This is a genomic window from Rhodoferax sp. RT4P68, from assembly GCF_056521305.1.
In genome coordinates, this window is record NZ_JBWMBB010000003.1 from 248,286 (window position 1) to 266,169 (window position 17,884).

Annotated in this window: 16 protein-coding genes and 1 pseudogene; 4 read left to right on the forward strand and 13 right to left on the reverse strand. The window is 67.6% G+C overall.

Translation table 11 applies throughout. The annotated features are described in order from the left end of the window. Window positions 1-244: 244 nt before the first annotated feature. On the forward strand, window positions 245-1,429 hold the full coding sequence (locus AC099J_RS07695) for a GGDEF domain-containing protein (RefSeq protein WP_479614648.1): 1,185 nt from the start codon (window positions 245-247) through the stop codon (window positions 1,427-1,429). Between the two features lie 67 nt (window positions 1,430-1,496). Here the strand turns inward: AC099J_RS07695 and AC099J_RS07700 are convergent, their stop codons facing one another. From AC099J_RS07700 to AC099J_RS07710, 3 genes are all read right to left on the reverse strand, one after another. Further along, window positions 1,497-4,253, reverse strand: coding sequence for a glycoside hydrolase family 2 TIM barrel-domain containing protein (locus tag AC099J_RS07700; protein WP_479614649.1), 2,757 nt, complete (start codon window positions 4,251-4,253; stop codon window positions 1,497-1,499). Between the two features lie 148 nt (window positions 4,254-4,401). Then, on the reverse strand, window positions 4,402-6,651 hold the full coding sequence (locus AC099J_RS07705) for a glycoside hydrolase family 3 protein (RefSeq protein WP_479614650.1): 2,250 nt from the start codon (window positions 6,649-6,651) through the stop codon (window positions 4,402-4,404). 217 nt (window positions 6,652-6,868) lie between these two features. Further along, window positions 6,869-7,879, reverse strand: coding sequence for a LacI family DNA-binding transcriptional regulator (locus tag AC099J_RS07710; protein ID WP_479614651.1), 1,011 nt, complete (start codon window positions 7,877-7,879; stop codon window positions 6,869-6,871). A gap of 85 nt (window positions 7,880-7,964) precedes the next feature. On the opposite strand from AC099J_RS07710, the gene AC099J_RS07715 reads away from it, so the two are divergent. Further along, entirely contained in the window at window positions 7,965-8,606 is a 642-nt protein-coding gene (locus AC099J_RS07715; RefSeq protein ID WP_479614652.1) for an MBL fold metallo-hydrolase, read from the forward strand. A 58-nt stretch (window positions 8,607-8,664) separates the two neighbouring features. On the opposite strand, the gene AC099J_RS07720 is transcribed toward AC099J_RS07715, so the two are convergent. The 4 genes from AC099J_RS07720 to AC099J_RS07735 form a co-directional block, all read right to left on the reverse strand. Beyond that, window positions 8,665-9,138, reverse strand: coding sequence for a MaoC family dehydratase (locus tag AC099J_RS07720; protein WP_479614653.1), 474 nt, complete (start codon window positions 9,136-9,138; stop codon window positions 8,665-8,667). Between the two features lie 78 nt (window positions 9,139-9,216). Beyond that, window positions 9,217-9,834, reverse strand: coding sequence for an NAD(P)-dependent oxidoreductase (locus AC099J_RS07725; RefSeq protein WP_479614654.1), 618 nt, complete (start codon window positions 9,832-9,834; stop codon window positions 9,217-9,219). 46 nt (window positions 9,835-9,880) lie between these two features. Then, complete coding sequence (locus AC099J_RS07730; RefSeq protein ID WP_479614655.1) at window positions 9,881-10,615, reverse strand: DsbA family protein; 735 nt, start codon at window positions 10,613-10,615, stop codon at window positions 9,881-9,883. Then, window positions 10,603-11,493: an MBL fold metallo-hydrolase gene (locus AC099J_RS07735; RefSeq protein WP_479614656.1), complete on the reverse strand. Its 891-nt coding sequence runs from the start codon at window positions 11,491-11,493 to the stop codon at window positions 10,603-10,605. Before AC099J_RS07735 ends, AC099J_RS07730 begins: the two co-directional genes overlap by 13 nt. A 101-nt stretch (window positions 11,494-11,594) precedes the next feature. Between AC099J_RS07735 and AC099J_RS07740 the strand changes: the two genes are divergently transcribed. Both AC099J_RS07740 and AC099J_RS07745 read left to right on the forward strand, forming a co-directional pair. Next, on the forward strand, window positions 11,595-12,560 hold the full coding sequence (locus AC099J_RS07740; RefSeq protein WP_479614657.1) for a LysR family transcriptional regulator: 966 nt from the start codon (window positions 11,595-11,597) through the stop codon (window positions 12,558-12,560). Window positions 12,561-12,653: 93 nt separating this feature from the next. Continuing rightward, window positions 12,654-14,042, forward strand: coding sequence for an APC family permease (locus AC099J_RS07745; protein WP_479614658.1), 1,389 nt, complete (start codon window positions 12,654-12,656; stop codon window positions 14,040-14,042). A gap of 85 nt (window positions 14,043-14,127) precedes the next feature. Here the strand turns inward: AC099J_RS07745 and AC099J_RS07750 are convergent, their stop codons facing one another. From AC099J_RS07750 to AC099J_RS07775, 6 genes and pseudogenes are all read right to left on the reverse strand, one after another. Then, entirely contained in the window at window positions 14,128-15,102 is a 975-nt protein-coding gene (locus tag AC099J_RS07750; protein WP_479614659.1) for an NADPH:quinone oxidoreductase family protein, read from the reverse strand. A gap of 100 nt (window positions 15,103-15,202) precedes the next feature. Next, complete coding sequence (locus tag AC099J_RS07755) at window positions 15,203-15,412, reverse strand: DUF4287 domain-containing protein (RefSeq protein WP_479614660.1); 210 nt, start codon at window positions 15,410-15,412, stop codon at window positions 15,203-15,205. 106 nt (window positions 15,413-15,518) lie between these two features. Further along, window positions 15,519-15,866 carry an HVO_A0114 family putative DNA-binding protein gene (locus AC099J_RS07760; protein WP_479614661.1) on the reverse strand — a complete coding sequence of 116 codons (348 nt, stop codon included), beginning with the start codon at window positions 15,864-15,866 and terminating at the stop codon, window positions 15,519-15,521. Then, window positions 15,847-16,143 carry a toxin-antitoxin system TumE family protein gene (locus AC099J_RS07765; protein ID WP_479614662.1) on the reverse strand — a complete coding sequence of 99 codons (297 nt, stop codon included), beginning with the start codon at window positions 16,141-16,143 and terminating at the stop codon, window positions 15,847-15,849. The genes AC099J_RS07760 and AC099J_RS07765 overlap by 20 nt, the downstream gene beginning before the upstream one ends. A 156-nt stretch (window positions 16,144-16,299) precedes the next feature. Beyond that, entirely contained in the window at window positions 16,300-16,866 is a 567-nt protein-coding gene (locus AC099J_RS07770; RefSeq protein ID WP_479614663.1) for a YdeI/OmpD-associated family protein, read from the reverse strand. Window positions 16,867-17,221: 355 nt separating this feature from the next. After that, window positions 17,222-17,680, reverse strand: a pseudogene (locus AC099J_RS07775) (transposase); the annotation flags it as partial. Window positions 17,681-17,884: the final 204 nt, after the last annotated feature.

Genomic DNA, 17,884 nt, shown 5'->3' on the forward strand with positions numbered 1-17,884 from the left:
CAGCGCGTCGGCGGGATGCATCCGCAAGTTCGATGAAGGCGCTAACACCTTTGAGCGGCTGCGCCGTGGTGATGTGACCACTGCGTTTTGTGACGCAGTTACTTGAGCCCGATCATGCGCGGGGTCAATTTCAAACCGGCGCGCGGCATGCAAAATGCAACCGAACGTTACATATTGCTCAACCTGAAGGGCGCGGGTGCTCGGTATTCCTGTTGCTATTTCTTCGAATCTGCCTTCTGCGTCCTTGGTCATCTGCCTGGCCATCGTGGCGCTGGTCTCTGCGGCGCTTGCGTTCAGCACCGCGCGCGGCATGCCGGCGTTCCAGCCCGCGTTGCGGCGCTGGGGCGGGGCCATGCTGTGCCTCGTCGGGACGGCGCTCGCCCTGCTGGTGCGGCCCGTGCTGCCCGAATCGCTGATGGTGGCCCTGCCCAATCTGCTGGCGTTTGCCGCGGCGGCATTGCTGGCGTCGGCCGCCGGCGCGTTGGAGGGCGCGCGCAGAGGCGGCGCGCGCTGGGTCTGGTGGGTGGCCGGCGTGTCGTCGGCCGCGTTGGTGGCGGCGCAGGCCTGGGGGGCGCCGTTCACCGTCGCCATGGCCATCGGCTCGGGCGGCCTGGCGTTGGCCTTTGTGCTGCAGGTCTGGCTGCTGTCGCCGCAACTGCGGCAGGCGCCGCGCAGCCTGCCGGAGTGGGTGCTGTGCACCGCCAGCCTGGCCATGGCGACGGCTTTCGCACTGCGCGCGTTGCTGGCCGGGCTGGACGCCTTCGGCGCGATCACCATGCCGGCGTGGCTGTCAGGCCACCCGCTGCTGGTCGTCAGCGTGACCTTCGTGGCCATCGGCTCGCAAGCGTTCTTCTCGATGCTGCACGAGCGCCAGCGCGTCGCGCTGCGCGACGTCTACCAGCGCGACAGCCTGACCGGCCTGTACATCCGTGGCGAGTTTTTCCGCCGCGCCCAGGCCATGCTGCAGGAAGCCCGCCCCGGCGATGCGTTTGCCGTGGTGATGGTCGACCTTGACCATTTCAAGCGCATCAACGACACCTATGGGCACATCGTGGGCGACAAGGTGATTGCCCACGCGGCCCGGCTGTTGCTGGCCAGCACCCGGTTGCACGACGTGGCGGGGCGCTACGGAGGCGAAGAGTTCTGCCTGTTGTTGCGTGAGTGCGACGCCGAGCGTGCCAAGACCTTCGCCCGCCGCCTGCTGCGCGTGGCCGAGCAGCCGGTGAGCCTGCGCGACGGGCGCAGCATCGCCGTCACGCTGTCGGTCGGCTACCTGGCCTTCCGCGTGGAAGACCAGGCGCCTCTTCTGGAGTTGATGGTCGATCGCGCCGACCAGGCTTTGCTGCGCGCCAAGGCCCAGGGGCGCAACCGTGCGGTGGATGCGCACGCGCTGGGCGGCGAGGTCTGTGGACTGCAGCCCCTGGGATGAACCTGGCGGCTGAGCGCAGGAACCCGGCCCCGTTCCCGGCCCCGGTGCGGGCCCGGGGCCCGTCGACTTACAGCCGTTCCACGGCAATGTTGGACACGATGGCGCGGCCCTGCACGCCCACGAAGTCCAGCGTGAGCTTGCCGTCCGTCACATTGACGGTGAAGTTGCGCGCCATCACTGTCCGGATGGCACCCGTGTTCTGGAAGATGTCCAGACTGGAGATCGCTGCCGCGCCCTCAGCGTTGACGTTGAACACGCGCGCACCGATGGCCGTGGCCGTCGGTTCCAGGAAGCCGAGCGTCACCTTGTACGTGCCGTTGGCCACCGGCACGTCGTAGGTGAAGTTGCTGCCCTCGCGCCACATGTCCCACACGCGGCCGGTTTCGGGAATCACCGACGTGCCCAGCCCGTTGATGGCGACGGCACCCGACAGGCCCACCGTGCTGCGGCCGGACAACGGCGGAAGATCACCGTTCAGGAAGTAGTTGTCCGAGCCATACACGTTGTTGCCGAGCAGCGGATCGTTGGACACGAAGCCGCTGGTCAACTGACCCGCGGCGATGTAGACGTTGGCCGCGTGCTTAGCCGACAGGTTCCAGTTGACGAAGTCCGTCACGCTCTGGCCGCCGTGGTCGCCCACGGCCGAGATCGTGTTGACCCCGGCGGCGAGCGGCACGTCGCCGAAATTGCACACCTTGACGGGGCACTCGGCGGCAGACTTTCTCGCGACCTCGGCGCCGTTGACCCGCAGCGAGACCGAGGCAGCATTGCTGTAGACCTTGACCTGCGCCGTCTTGTAGACCCGCTCCGTATGGCGCCGCTCGGCGATGTAGGTCACCGGTGCCTGCGACCAGTTCGCCTTGTAGAAGAAGAAGACGTCCTTCTTCACATCCCGGCCAAAGGTCACGATGCCCTTGGTGTTGGTCTGGCCGATGTCGCCCTCGTGGCGATTGCCGGAACCGAAGTCGAACATGTTCCAGATCCACGTGCCCATCAGGTAGGGGCGCTGCACCATCTGTTCGTAGGCCTTCTCGTGCACGTAGTTGGCATAGCCTTCGGGCTGGTAGCACAGCCGGGTGGAGCCGCTGGTGTCGCTCGAGCACACACGACCGCCACGCACGTTGTCCGTGTGCTGCGAGAGGCCGCTGCCGGCGCCGTATTCGGTGACGCCGATGGGCTGTGTGGGGCTGGCGGCGTGGATCTGGTCCAGGTTGTCGCCCAGCTGGGTTTCGGACTGGCCGTAGTACCACTGGAAGTAGCGGTTCACGCTGAAGCTGTCGGTCACGCCGGTCAGCGTGATGGCGTCGGGGCGGATCACATCGCCGCTGCGGTTGATCTGGTTGGCCAGCGTGGTGATGCGGCTCGGGTCTTCCGCCTTGGTCACGTCGTGCAGGCTCTTGAACATGGCCTTGACGTTGTTCTGGTTGTCGTCGCCACCCTGCACTTCGTTGCCGACCGACCAGATACCGAGCGAGGCGTTGTTGAACTTCTGGCGGATCAGCTCGCGCATCTGCATGCGGGCGTTCTCGGCAAAGCCGGTCGACTCAGGGTCCACCGTGCGGCCACCCACCGCGGCCGAGTTGACGAAGGGCAGCTCGGCCATCACCACCAGCCCGAGCTTGTCGGCCTGCTGCACGGCGTAGTCCGAATGCGGGTAGTGCGCCATGCGCAGCGTGTTCGCGCCGACTTCCTTGATCAGCTCGAACGAGCGGTCGATGTCTTCGTGCGAGACGGCCCACGCCTTGCCCAGCGTGTCCTGGTGCATGTTGACGCCATGCAGCGGCACGCTGCGCCCGTTGAGGAAGAAGCCCAGGTTCGGATCGAACCGCATTTCGCGGATGCCGAAGTCCTGCACCACCTTGTCGACCGACGTGCCGGTGCTGTCCTTCAACTCCACCACCAGCTTGTACAGATACGGGTCGGCCAAACCCTGCCACAGCCGCGCGTCGGTGACGCTCAAGTCCTGGGAGATGGAGGTGGCCTCGCCGGGCTTGAGGTCGACGGTGGTACCCACCGATTGCTTGACCGTCTGGCCCTGTGCATCCAGCAGCGACGCCGTGACCCGGTAGGTGCCGGCGGTCTGCACCGCGTTCTCCAGCTTGGCCACCACATTCACGACGGCCGCGGTGCCGTTGACCGAAGCCGTCTGGGCGTACACGCCAGGCCCGCCCAGATCACCCAGCGCGATGTGTGCCTTGTGCGGCGTGGTGACCAGTGAGACGCCACGGTACAGCCCGCCGGACATGTTGAAGTCGCCGCTCAACGGTGCGATGGCATTGGCGTCGCCATCGCGCAGCGCCCGGCGGTTGTCGGTCTTGACGACGAGGACGTTCTTGCCGGGCTTCACGAGGTCCGTGACCTGAAAGCGGAATGCCGTGAATGCGCCGCGGTGCTGGCCCAGCTTGACGCCGTTGAGCCAGACGTCGGCGGTGATGCTGGCCGCGTCGAACTGCAGCCATTTCGTGCCGGCCGATTGCGCGCCGCCATCGAACTCCAGCTGGTACCAGCCCACACCGCGTTCGTACAGCGGTGTGGACGGTGTCGATTGCGCAGTGGTCGCCGCGTCGATCGCATTCCACGTGTGCGGCAGCGTGACCGCAGACCAGTTCGAGGTGTTGGCGCCCAGCACCTGCTCCTCCGTGAGGTTCTCGTCGAAGACGAAGCGCCAGTTCTGGTTCAGCGACGTGACGGCGCGCACCTGGTCGACAGTGACGGCCGTGCTGCCGCTGTCATCGCTGCCGCCGCCGCAACCAGCGGCCAGGGCGGTGGTCAGGGCGACGACGAGTACGGCGCGGACGATGCTGTTCAAGGGAAGTTGTGGCATGTTGGCTTCTCCGATGGGTTCATGTGGGGCGGGTGGGGTGCTCTTCGGCGAGCGGGGTCGGCTCGTTGGGCCAGCGCGCAGGCGTGGCCGTGCCGCGCGCAGCCCTTGCGGGCTGCGCGGCGCTCGACGCGCTATCGCTGCGGGTGGTTCAGTACGTCAGACCGAAGCGGAACGGGAACAGCGTGTCCGCCGCCGGGTAGCCCGGTGCGTCGGGCTGGTTGTTGACGATGGCCAGTGAGTTGTTGGCCAGTGCGAACGGCAGCTTGCCCTGCGGCTTGAAGGCCGCGCCCGTCGCCAGCACCTTGCCGCCCAGCACGTCCAGCAAGGCCGTGTTGCTGACGCCGAAGCCGGCCACGATGGCGCCTGCGTTCTTCAGGCCGCTCGCATCGTCCAGCACATACGGCTGGCGGAAGTAGATGGCCAGCACCGTCTTCTTGGCGCCCACTTCGTTCATCACGGCCTGGATCTGGTCCAGCGAGGGTGAAACCAGCCAGGACTCGGCCGCCGCCATCTCGGTGAACGACATCTTGCCGTTCTCCCAGGGGAACGAACCACCGAAGTTGAGCCGGTTGTCCAGGCAGCCGAGCGCCGCGTCTGCCGCCGAATACAGCGCCGTGCCCGCAACGCAGCGGTCGTCCGCGCCCCAGGTGCGGCCGGTGGCGGGGTTGATGCGCCCACCGGTGGCCGGGTCGTCGCTGCGGTAGGTCGTGGTGGCGCGCGTGTTGGTGCCGGGCACCAGCTTGTTGTTCGACACCTCGACGCGGATCACCGCGTAGTCATGGCCGGCAGCACTCGGCCGCACGCCGCCGACCAGGGCTTCGCCATCGGTCACGGTGTAGCCGTACTTGTCGGTGTCGGTCTTGGCCAGGCCCATGGTGTAGACCTTGGCGCCCGCCTTCAGCGGCAGCGTTTTGCCGCCGGTGTCGGCGTCCTGGTTCTGCAGCAGCACGACGGACTTGCGCTGGATGTCCATGCCGGTGGCGCGGTGCGCGTCCTTGCCGATGGTGCCGTTGGCCTGCGCGGCATCGACATACGGGTTCTCGAACAGGCCGAGCTGGAACTGCTCTTTCAGCAGGCGCTTGGCGGCCTCGGTCACGCGGGCTTCGGTGACCAGGCCGGCCGCGACCAGATCGGTGATGGTCTTGTTGTCGCTGAAGCCGGACAAGGTCTCCGTGCCGCCGTTGATGGCGGCCGCCACGCGCTCGGGCACCGACTTCATCTCCAGGCCCCAGGCGCGGTCGTTGATGATGCCGGTGTCCGAGTTCACGTAGCCCTTGAACCCCAGCTTGCCGCGCAGCAGGTCGGTCACGATCTGCTTGGAGAACGCCATGCCGGTCTGCTCGTAGGTCACGCCCTCATAGGTCACGTTGATCGGCACGCCGTAGTAGGGCATCAAGGCCGAAACACCGGCGTCCATCGCGGCGACGAAGGGCTTCAAGTGGTAGCCGAAGTTGCCGGCCGGGTAGACCTGGTTCTTGCCGTGCGCGTAGTGCGGGTCCAGGCCCATCTCCTGCGGGCCGCCACCGGGAAAGTGCTTCAGCGTCAGCGCCACCGCCGAGGTCGGCGAGACCGAGGTGCCGTCCTTGATCTGCGTGCCCTGCAACGTCTGCACCAGGGTGCGCATGATGTCGGCGTTCAGGTCGGCGTCTTCGGTGAAGGTCTCGTGCACGCGGTACCAGCGCGGCTCGGTCGACAGGTCGGCCATGTAGCCGTACATGCCGCGCAGGCCGATGGATTTCCACTCGTCGCCCATGACGGTGGCGAAGTCCTTGATCAGCGACATGTCGCCCGCGCCCAGCGAGGCGGCGGCCAGGCCGGCCTCTTTCGGGAATTCGGTGAACGCACCGGACGCCTCGTTGATGCCGACGCGCGGGTCCTTCTCGTAGTGGTTGCGCGCATTCGACTTGAACACCGCCGGAATGCCCAGGCGCGTGGCTTCGCTCATCTCCTGCACAGCATTCAACGACGTGGCGGCCTGCTCGGGCGTGACCTGCGAGCCGGTGGCCGGAATCGTCACCACGCTGCGGAACACGAAGCGGCTCATCTTCTGCGTCTGCACCATGTTGGTTGCCGCGGCCGGCAACGCGCCGCCGGCACCGGCGTTCAGCGTGTTGATCAGCATCAGGCCGGCTTTTTCCTCCAGCGTCATCAGCGAGACCAGGTGGTCGATGCGCTCGTCAACCGACAGGCGCCAGTCTTCGTAGCGGTCGAGCTGGCCATTGCCGTTGGCATCCTTGAACTGCTTGCTGTCCACGGTCAACACGGCCTTGGAGCGGGCACCGATGATGGGTTGCACGGGCTCGTCATCGCCGCCGCCGCAGGCCGCGATGCCGGCCGTCAGGACGATGGTGGTGGCCAGCGCGATGGCGGTTCGGCGGTGGTGGTGGGGGCGGTTCATCGAAGTCTCCTGTCGGGGTGGTTGGGGCAACTGGTGCCGTCTAAAAACCGGTTTACTGCGAATGCTGTCAGCTTCTTATAGGACAGAATTCCCGGAAAGAGTGCTGAACTCAAATTTCAGTTAACCGTTTAACTAACGCATTCAAAAAAAGGCCGCGAGGCCTGGGTTGGATGTTGATCGATAACATTTCGAGGGTCAAGCGCTGCGGCTTCAGTGTTTACCCTTGGCCTCGCACCGTCGTCGACTCCCTCACCACCAGCCGGCTGGTCAGCACGTCGTCCTGCTGCGAGGCCACACCCTGGATCACTTCGGCCAAGCGGCGCAGGGCCATTTCGCCCACGGCCTCGCTCATCATGTCCACGCTGGTGAGCGAGGGGCTGACGAGGCGCCCGTAGGCGATGTTGTCGAAGCCGGCCAGCGCCACCTGCTCGGGCACGCGGATGCCCAGCGCCCGGGCCTCGGCCAGGATGCCCATGGCCAGCAGGTCGTTGAAAGCGACCACAGCGTCCGGCATGGCGCCGGACAGCAGCACCATCGACGCCAGCCGCTCGCCCTCGTCCGTCACCGGCGCCGTCGCCTCGAACTGCTGGAAGCTGGCGTCCACCCCCTCGAATGCCCCTTGCAGCCCGCGCCAGCGTTCGTTGCTCCACAGCGCCGTTGGAAAGCCCACGTAGCTGATCCTGCGGAACCCCCGGTCGCGCAGGTGGCGGCCCAGCATGCGGCCGGCCAGTGCGTTGTCGCAGCACACGCTGTGGTAGGCCGGGTGCGGCGGCGGCCCGCCGTAGAAGACGACCGGCGTGCCGCTGTCGAACAGCGCCTCGATCACCGGCGCGGGCAGGCGCGCGCTGACGATCAGGCCGTCGACACGGCGCGACAGGGCCTTGAGCACCGCCAGCTCAGGCTCGCGGCTTTCGGCGGCGTCGGCAAAGATCAGGTTCAGCCCGGCCGCCGCCGCCGCCCGTGCCGCGCCCTTCACCATGCTGGTGAAGTGCGGGTTGCGGATGTCCAGGATCACGATGCCCACGTTGCCCGTGCGCCCGGTGGTGATGCCGCGCGCCATGGGGTTCAGCGACCAGCCCAGCTCCTTGACGGCGCGCGTGACGCGGGCCTCCACATCGGCCGTGAAGCGCTGCCCGCCATTGACGAACTTGGACACCGTGGCGGTGGAGACGCCTGCGGCCTGGGCGACATCACGGATCGTGGCGACGCGCTTGCGCGTGGGGGTCATGGGGGTCCAGTCGAAGGGCGGGGTGGTGGGGCGTGGGCACTATATTCGCCCGGCCGCGCACCGCCGCTCCACACACTGCCACCCCATGCTCCGCTACCAGACCATCCCCGTCACCCGCTTCCAGCAGAACTGCTCGCTCGTCTGGTGCGACGCCACGCGCCAGGCCGCCGTCATCGACCCGGGTGGCGACCTGGACGTTCTGCTGGCGCAGGTCGACGAGCGGCATCTGCAGCTGGAACAGATCTGGCTGACCCACGCCCACATCGACCATGCTGGCGGCACCGGCGAGCTGGCCGGGCGGCTGGGCCTGCCCATCGTCGGCCCGCACCCAGGCGATCAGTTCTGGATCGATGGCTTGGCCGAGCAGAGCCGGATGTTCGGCTTCCCTGCGGCCGAGCCCTTCACGCCCACGCGCTGGCTGTACGATGGCGACACGGTGACGCTTGGCGCGCACACGCTGCAGGTGCGCCATTGCCCGGGGCACACGCCGGGGCATGTGGTCTTCTACGCGCCCGAGATCCAGCGCGCCTTTGTCGGCGATGTGCTGTTCGCCGGCTCCATCGGCCGCACGGACTTTCCGCAGGGCGACCACGACCAACTGATCGACAGCATCGTCCAGCGGCTGTGGCCCATGGGCGAGGAGACGGTGTTCATTCCCGGTCACGGGCCCGAAAGCAGCTTCGGCCACGAGCGGCGGCACAACCCCTACGTGCGCGACCGGCGCTAGGCCGAGGTGCGCGACAGGCGGTGGGCCTTCTTGCGCGCGAGGCGCCGGGGCGACCCGCTCAACCAGGCCGCCGGGCCACGACCAGCTTGGGCGTGAAGCTCTGCAGCAGCTCGCCGCGCTGGTTCAGCGTGCGGCAACGCATCTGCACCATGGCGCGGCCGGGTTTGGAGCGCGAGGGCACGATCTCCATCACCTCGCTCTCGACGTGCAACACGTCGTCCGGCCGCGTGGGCTGCGCCCAGTGCAGCTCGCCGCCCGAGCCGATGACGCCCTCGGCCAACGGCATACCACTGTCCACCAGCAGGCGCATGGTGATGGCGGCCGTGTGCCAGCCACTGGCGGCCAGGCCCTGGAAGAGGCTGGCCTTGGCGGCCTCTTCGTCGGTGTGGAAGGGCTGGGGGTCGAACTGCTGGGCGAAGGTCTTGATCTGCGCGGCGTCCAGCGCGTGCTCGCCGCTCGTGAAGCGGTCGCCGACCGCGAGATCGTCAAGGTAGAGGGCGCGTCGTGCGCCGGGTTGCTGGGGCTCGGCCATGGGACTCCTTGCAGGTGCTGCCTGCGAAGGCAGGCGGCGCGCACATTCTGGCGCGCGGCGGCCCGGCGCGCGTACGGCTTAATAGCCGACGGTGAAGCGCTGGCGCGAGTGCTGCGGTGTCTCGATCTCATTGACCAGCGCGATCGCATAGTCCTCCATCGAGATGTGGCTGTGGCCGGCGGCATCGGCCAGCAACTGGTCGCCGCCGAGGCGGAAGCTGCCCGTCCGCTCACCGGGCTCGAACAGGGCCGATGGCGAAAGGAAGCTCCAGTCCAACGTGGGCTCGGCGCGCAGCGCGTCAAGGAACACGCGGCCCGCCAGCGCCTCGGGCTTGTAGGCGGCGGGGAACTGCGGCGTGTCCACCAACGCCGTGCCGGGCGCGACTTCCAGGCTGCCGGCCCCGCCGACCACCAGCAGGCGCTTGACGCCAGCCTGCCGGGCGGCGGCGATCAAGGTCGCGGCATCGCTGCCGCCGTCAAAGCGCGTTGCGCTCACGAGCACGTCATGGCCGCGCAGCAGCGGCACCAGTGCGTCCACACGGGTCCCGTCTGCGGACTGCAGCGTGAGGCCCGGCTGGGGCTGGGCCTTGGTCGCATCGCGGGCGATGCCGGTCACGGTATGGCCGCGCTGCAGCAGCTCGGTGGCGATGCGGGAACCGGCGCGGCCGGTGATGCCGAGAAGGGCGATTCGGGTCATGGTTGCTCCTTGAAAAAAGCGGGTGGGAAACACGGAAACCGGAGAGTCAGATCGCGCATGCATCGGGGCTGCAGGCCGGGCTGGCGCTGCCGCCCGGCTCCGAGGGCAGGGCATGCCCGAGCAGCGCCTGCAGATGCGCGCGCCAGGGCGCGGGCCTGCCCAGCCAGGGGCCGATGTCCAGCAGCACGAGCGGTGCGTCGGCCCGGTCGCCCTGCTGCAGCGCAAAGGTCGGAAAGCCATGCCCACCCGCGCGCGCCAGCCACTGGCGGCTTTCGGCGATGTGCTGTTGCGTGGGCACACCCGCCAGGCGTTCGAACGCACCGGCGAACGCGGGCGCGTCCAGCCCCAGATCCTCTGCCAGCGCCTGCAGCACGGCGGTGTCGGCGATGCGCCGGCCCTCCACGTACTGCGCGCGCTGCAGCCGGTGCGCCATGTCCAGGCCACGCCCCGCGATGTCTTCTGCGGCCAGCACGGCGGTGGTCGGCGGCGCCGAATCCAGTACGGCGCTGGTGTCGCGCAGCAGGCCGTCGGCATACGCATCGCCGAAAGGCTGGCCCGTCAGCTGGGCGATGCGCCGGTCGTGTGGCAACACGTAGTCGCGCCACTGCAGCGTGACGGGCCGGCGGTTGGCGCCGGTCATCATGCCGCCGCCGTGGAACTGCACGCGCAGCCCAGGCACAGCGCGGGCTGCCTCGACCAGCGGCGCGGCCGCATAGCACCAGCCGCACAGCGGGTCGAAGATGTAATGCAGCGTGGCTGCGGCACCGTTCATTGCGGCCATTTCATGTCTCCCTTGATGACCTTGGCGCTGAGCTCCAGCGACGAGGCTTCGCCCAGGTTCGGGTACCGCCCGGTCATGGCGGCGATCAGCGCGGCGGAGTTGGGGGCCTTGGCCGCCTCCTGTTCGAAGGCCCGCAGGTAGTCGCGTGTGAAGCGCACGCTGGCCAGCGTGTCGGGCGCCTTGCCGTCTGCGCCCACCAGGTAGTGGCCTGGCACCACGGCGCGCGGCTTGAGCGCGTCGATGGCGTCCAGCGTCGTGCGCCAGTTCTTGCGCGAGGCAGCGGTCTGCGTATCGGCCACCCAGACGTGCACGTTGGCCATCACGGGGATGCCGCCGGCCACGGTCTTCAGCGCGGGGATCCACACGAAACTGCGGGCCGCCTCGGGGCCGCGGATCTGCAGCGTCTGGCCGTCCACCGTCAGCCGGCGTTGCGCCAACGGTGCGGGCACGACGAGCTCCTTCGGTGCGTTGTCCTTGAGGATGGGGCCCCAGTGCGCGAGCTTGCCGTCTTTGCTGGCCTGGATCTTGGCCACCGTCTCGGGCGTGGCGACGATCTTGGCGTCCGGGAAGGCGGCGCGGACCACGTCCAGGCCGAAGTAGAAGTCTGGATCGCTGTGGCTCACGTACACGGTGGTCAGCTTCTTGCCGGTGGCCTGGATCTTCTGCACCAGGGCCTGTGCGTCGTTGCGCTGGAACTGGGCGTCGATCAACACGGCCTCGGTGGGGCCCGTCACGATGACGGATGACACCGGGAACATCGACTTGTCGCCGGGGTTGTAAACCTGCAGTTGCAGCGCGTCGGCGGCCAGCGTGCTGGTGGCGAAACCCAGGCTCAGGGCGCTGGCGATCAGCGTGCGGCGGGACAGGAGATGCGACATGGAAAAACCCTCGGAGTGGAAGCGATGACGAATCGTAGATTGCTTCGATCGATGGAAATACGCCATAACATGCAAGTCTTTGTTGCATCAATCGATTTAATATGGACCGCATCACGGCTGCCGAGGTGTTCGTGCAGATCGCCGAGCGCGGCAGCATGGCGGCGGCGGCCGATGCGCTGGACATGTCGCGCGCGATGGTCACGCGCTACCTGGCGCAGATGGAGCGCTGGGCCGGCGCGCGGCTGCTGCACCGTACGACGCGGCGGCTGAGCCTGACCCCTGCAGGCGAACAGACGCTGGCGCGCTGCCGCCGCATGCTGGACATCGCGGGCGAACTGGTGCTGCCGCCGCAGGACGAGGCCGACCCTGTGCGCGGACTGTTGCGCGTGGCCTGCTCGCAATCGCTGGCGCAGGAGGTGCTGATGCGCCCCGTGGCCACGTTCCTGCGCGCGCACCCGCAGGCTGCGGTCGACCTGCGCATCGACGCCCGGCCCGTGAACCTGGTGGAAGAGCGCATCGACCTGGCGATCCGCATCACGAACGAGTTGGACCCGAACCTCATCGCGCGCCGGCTGGGCGATTGCGCGTCGGTGGTCTGCGCCGCGCCGGCCTACCTGGCCACCCACGGCACGCCGCAGCGCGTGCAGGACCTGGCCGTGCACAACTGCCTGACGTATTCGTACTTCGGCCGCAGCCTGTGGGCGTTCACGGACGCTGCGGGCGAGCCGGCCAGCGTGCCCGTGGGCGGCAACCTGAGCGCCAACGAAACGCAGGTGTTGCTGGCCGCCGCCATCGAGGGCGTGGGCATCGCGCTGCAGCCGCTCTATGCAGCAGCCGGCCCGCTGGCCCGGGGCGAGCTGGTGGCGCTGCTGCCGGGCCATGCGGTGCAGCCGCTGGGCATCCACGGCATCTACGCGTCACGGCGGCAGATGTCGGCCGTGCTGCGCGCCATGCTCGATGCGTTGGCCGCGCATTTCGCCGACCCGCAGTGCTGGCCGCCCGTGGCCGTGATGCCGGCCCGGGCGGTAAAGCCGCCTCGACCAGCGCAAGCTCTTCCTGCAGCGTGATATCGCCGCGATCTTGTCCCACACGCGAACGCGCGCGGCCGGTGTAACTTGCGTCTGCATCGCGTCGACCGTGCGACGCTACAGGAGCTTGTCATGCCCGAACCGGTCACCACACCCGCCAGTTCCGAATCGGCCGGTGCCGAGCCATCGTTGCACCGCGTCATGGGCCCGTGGCTGCTGTTGCTGTTCATCGTCGGCGACATCCTGGGCACCGGCATCTACGCGCTGACGGGGCAGGTGGCCAAGCAGGTCGGCGGCGTGGTCTGGCTGCCCTTCGTCGTGGCCTTCGTCGTGGCGCTGGTCACCGCGTTCAGCTATCTGGAACTGGTCACCAAGTACCCACGCGCGGCCGGTGCGGCGCTGTATGCGCACAAGGCCTTCGGCATCCATTTCGTGACCTTCATCGTGGCCTTTGCGGTGATGTGCTCGGGCATCACCTCGGCGTCCACCGCGTCGCGTGCGTTCGCGGCCAACCTGTCGGGCGCGTTCGATCTGGGGATCGCCGGCGGCATCGGCATCACCGCCATCGGCTTGCTGTTCATGGCGCTGGTGGCGGCCATCAACCTGCGTGGCGTGGGAGAGAGCGTCAAGTTCAACGTGGTGCTGACCTGTGTGGAACTGACAGGCCTGCTCATCATCATCTTCATCGGCATGTCGGCCATCTTCGGCGGCGAGGGCGATTTCTCGCGCGTGACGCAGTTCAGCGCGGCGGGCGACCGGGGTGCGTTCTGGTCCGTGATCGGTGCCACCACGCTGGCCTTCTTCGCCATGGTGGGCTTCGAGGATTCCGTGAACATGGCCGAGGAATGCAAGGACCCGGTGCGCCACTTCCCCAAGGTGCTGCTGGCCGGGCTGTTCATCACCGGGACCATCTACGTGCTGGTGTCGATCTCGGCCATCACGCTGGTGTCGCCCGAGGAACTGAGCGAGGGCGAGACGCCGTTGCTCAAGGTGATCGAGGCTGGCGCGCCGAACTTCCCCGTCGGCGTGTTCGGCCTCATCACCATGTTCGCCGTGGCCAACAGCGCGCTCATCAACATGCTGATGGCCAGCCGCCTGGTCTACGGCATGAGCCGCGAGGGTGTGCTGCCGGCCGCGCTGGGCAAGGTGCATGCCAAGCGGCGCACGCCCTATATCGCGATCGGCTTCACGACGCTGCTGGCCTTCGGGCTGATCACCTTCGTGGGTGAGGTGCCGGCCCTGGGCGGCACCACGGCGCTGCTGCTGCTGTGCGTGTTCACGGTGGTCAACGTGGCAGTACTCATCCTGCGGCGCGACCCGGTGGAGCACAAGCATTTCAAGACGCCCACGGTGCTGCCAGTGCTGGGCGCGCTGTCGTGCGCCTTCCTGGCGGGGCCATGGACGGGGCGCGACATGGCCCAGTACAAGATCGCCGGCATCCTGCTGGCGATCGGGGTCGTGCTGTGGGGGCTCAACACGGTGTTCCACCGCGCGCCGAAGACGGCGACGGCGGCGACCTGAGTTGGGCGCGCGCCGAGTGCGCGGCGCAAGGTGCGCACGCGTTGGAAGTCTTTGGTTGTCCGCGTGCTGGCGTTGCGCGATGCGTTCAGACAGGCGGGTGCAGCACCACGCGCCCGATGGTCTCGCGCTGCTGCGCCAGCGCGAACGCCTCGGCCGCGCGGTCGAACGGAAAGCTGGCGGCCACGTGCGGCCGGATGCTGCCGACCGCGTGCAGTCCCGCCACGTCGCGCAGCAGCGCCTGAAACGCCTGCGGCTGGCGCTCGCGGAACTGACGCACGTCCACGCCGATCAGCGAGGCGCCTTTCACGATGGCCAGGTTGCCGCGCAGGCTGCCGATGGCTCCGCTGGCAAATCCTGCGACCAAATGCCGGCCGCCCCAGCCCAGCGTGCGAAACGCCGCGTCCATGAACGCGCCGCCGATCGGGTCCAGCACCACGTCGACGCCGCGCGGGCCGGCGAGCGCCTTGACCTGGTCCTTCCAGTCGTCGGCCTGCAGATCGATCACCGCGTCGGCGCCTGCGGCCTGCGCGGCGGCCAGCTTGGCCGCGCCTGTGGCACCGGCGATCACGCGCGCCCCGAGCGCCTTGGCCAGTTGCACGCCAGCCGCGCCGATGCTGCCGGTCGCGCCCAGCACCAGCACCGTCTCGCCCGGCTGCAGCTCGCCGCGTGCGCGCAGCGCATACAGCGCCGTGCCGTAGGGCATGTGCAGCACGGCGGCCTCGTCGATGGAGGCGTGCGGTGCCACGGTTTGCAACATCTCGGCCGGCATGCACAGCAGGCTGGACCACGCGCCGATGGAGGTGGAACCGCAGACCCGGTCGCCCACCGTCAGGTGCGTGACGCCCTCACCCAGCGCATCGACGACGCCGGCGAATTCGCTGCCGACGGTGAACGGCAGATCGGGCCGCCACTGGTAGCCGCCGCGTGCGATCAACAGGTCGAAGAACGAGATGCCGCAGGCCTGCACGCGCACGCGCACCTCGCCCGGCGCGGGGGTCGGGTCGGGCAGGGTGTCGAGCCGTGGCGGCTGGTCGAAGGCGTGGACGCGCAGGGCTTGCATGGGGAGTCCTGGAGGGTTGGGGGCGCGGCCGTTGTAGCACGGGGCGAAGCCGGTCGCGTTGGCTACTGGCAGATGTACTGGCAGGGGGCCAGTGCCCCACCTACCTCTTGGCCAGGTGATAGGCCACCAGGGCGTTGGCGTGACCGTGACCAAGGCCGTGCTCGGACTTGAGCAGGCTCACCAGCTCCATGTGCTTGAGGTTGCCGGCACTTCGCAACATGCCGAGCCAGTGCTCAACCGGCTGGCCGTATTTCTTCTCGATCGACGGGAAGTAAGACGCGGGTCCTTTGGCTTTCTCTGTGGGTTCCATGGATCGACCTTGGCGACAAATGATCTGCACGGGGGGTGGCGGCTGGAGTTTGGAAGTGGGAGCCGGAAATTTGCGGCTGCCCGATGCGGCCTTGCTGTGCGCGCCACTATGCCGCCTCCAGCATGAACTCAACCTTCACAGCCTCAAAGGGGAACACCACACCACCTTCTGGTGCCCGACTGAGAACACCAGCATCCAACAAGGCCGTCACATCCCCGTGTACCGCCTTCACATCACGACCGACGCGTCTCGCCGCCTCGCGGATCGACATGCCACCAGCCCCGCACATCGCTTTGAGCAACTGCCAACGTTTGGCCGTCAGCACCTGCCACAACAACTCGGGCGTCGCAAAGCCGATGCGAGCTTCGCGCTCAGCGCGGCCAGAGTGCATCGCGCGGGCTGCATCTGCAAGAGTGTCAGCCAGGGAACGGACCTCAAGAATGACCGTGTTCATGATTCCACCTCGTAATGTCAGCGTTGAAGTCGAGCATCAACTGCTCCGGTGTCGAGAAGACATAGTCAACTTCCTGCTCGCCGACGTGCCGGTGGTCACCTTTGCCTCGTTCGTTGTCATACCTCAGCACGCATTTGCCACGGACCACATAGGCAAGCCGATACTTGAAAGGATGCTCAGAAGGTGGGACAGGTTCAGGGACTCGCCACACGGCAACCTCTGCGAACGCGTCGGGTGCAAGGACAATGCGACGACGAACCAGCGGGACAGCCTGCATGTTGGACATTGTGACAACACGCAAACACTGTTGTCAACAAGTCCAACAAATTAAAGGTTCCCGCGAGGCTGGACTTTTGACACGAGGAGTGACCCAAAGGCGTAGGCTTTTGGGCATCCCCTCGATGGAAGGGTAGGCCGCACCGCGCGCTGGACCTCAGTAGTCCCTCCTGCCTTGGGCGCTGGCAGCCACGAGTGCGCTGAATCGTTTCGCCCGCGTAGCTTCCTTCTTGGCGCTGATGATCAACCAGTTGACCTTCCGTCGGTAGCTTGGCGGCAGTGCTTCGTAGAACGCCCAGGCCTTCTCGTTCGTCCTGAACTCGGCCGTCTCAGCTGCTGAGAGTTCAGGGAACTCCTTCTGCTCGTATGAACCGAGCCTGGACCTTTCCTCCGTGCGAAGAGCAAAGGCAGCGAGACCTGCCTTGGTCATTCTTCCCTCAGCCTCAAGCTCAGGCACTCGCTTGATGTTGACCGCACTCCACCTGGAGCCTGGCTTGCGGGGAGAGAAGCGAATGTTGTAGTGGTTCTCGTCGATGCTGGTGCGAACGCCATCAATCCAGCCAAAGCAGAGAGCCTCGTCGACGGCATGCGGCCAGGTGAGCGTGGCTCTTCCCGTGTGGGTCTTGACGAAGCCGACGATCAGTTCGGATGCGTGCGCGCCATGCTCTTCGAGCCAGGCGCGCAGACCTGCGGCGTCTCTAAAGAAAGTCGGATCGGCGCACACGTTCGTTTGGTGCGGCCTAACGGAAAGCGTTTATCTGACGCCAATCCCAAGGCCGGCAAACACGAGCAACGTTCATAGCGTCAGATCAACCTCGTTGGACTGAACCGCGGGCTACAGGGCGCGTGGCCCGCGCGCCATAGGGGAATGCTTCGGCGAGAAGCCGCGCACAGCGCTGGCCATTATGGGCAAGACGGCTGCGCCCGGCATCCCCCACCTGGCGCATGGCGCACGCGGGGCCCGCAGGCGTTGCGGCCAGCGCACAGTGATCGCGTCGTACGGGTCCGGGCGTGCGCGCGGGCAACACCTGGCCCGCACCGCCGTGGCGGCGCATTGCCTCGCATCGACGCCGCGCTGCTCAAGGCGGTCCCCGGTTGTGCTGCCCCGGTGCGGCCGTGGGGCCGGGCAGCGACTTCGGCCCGGCCAGCGTCTGCACGCAGCGCAGCGTGCCCGTCTTGCAGCACGGGCACTGTTGCGCGTCGATGCGCGCCACGCGCTGCAGGAACTCCCGCGCCAACTCCATGGCCCGCGGGTTGGGCGTCGGCATCCGCAGGTCCGTGCGCGCCGCGTCCAGCTTCTTGCCCTTGCAGGCCGCCGCCAGCACACCGTAGTGGCGGATGCGCTTGATCCCCGTGGGCAGCACGTGCAGCAGCACGCGGCGCACGAACTCGGCGCCGCTCAGGTGGATCGTCTTATTGCCGCCCTGGTCATCGGCCCGCACCGTGAAGACGACGGCGCTGTCGGTCACGGCGCGGATGCGCTCGTTGCCGATCGCCGTGCGGTGCGTGTAGCGGCTGAGGTATTCCAACGCCTGCGAGCGCACCTGTTACAAATCGGCCGAGGTTGCCTCACTGGTCAACATGCCCGCAGTGGCGGGCTTCAGTGCCGTGCGTCTGCCGATCCTGCGTGGCGCCGCTGCTGCGCCGCCGCAAACGCGCATATGACGTGTCCGCCACATCAACGCGCCGGCACACTGGCACCGGATCGTCGCGTTTGCGGGCGCTGCGCTCGATCGTGCTCG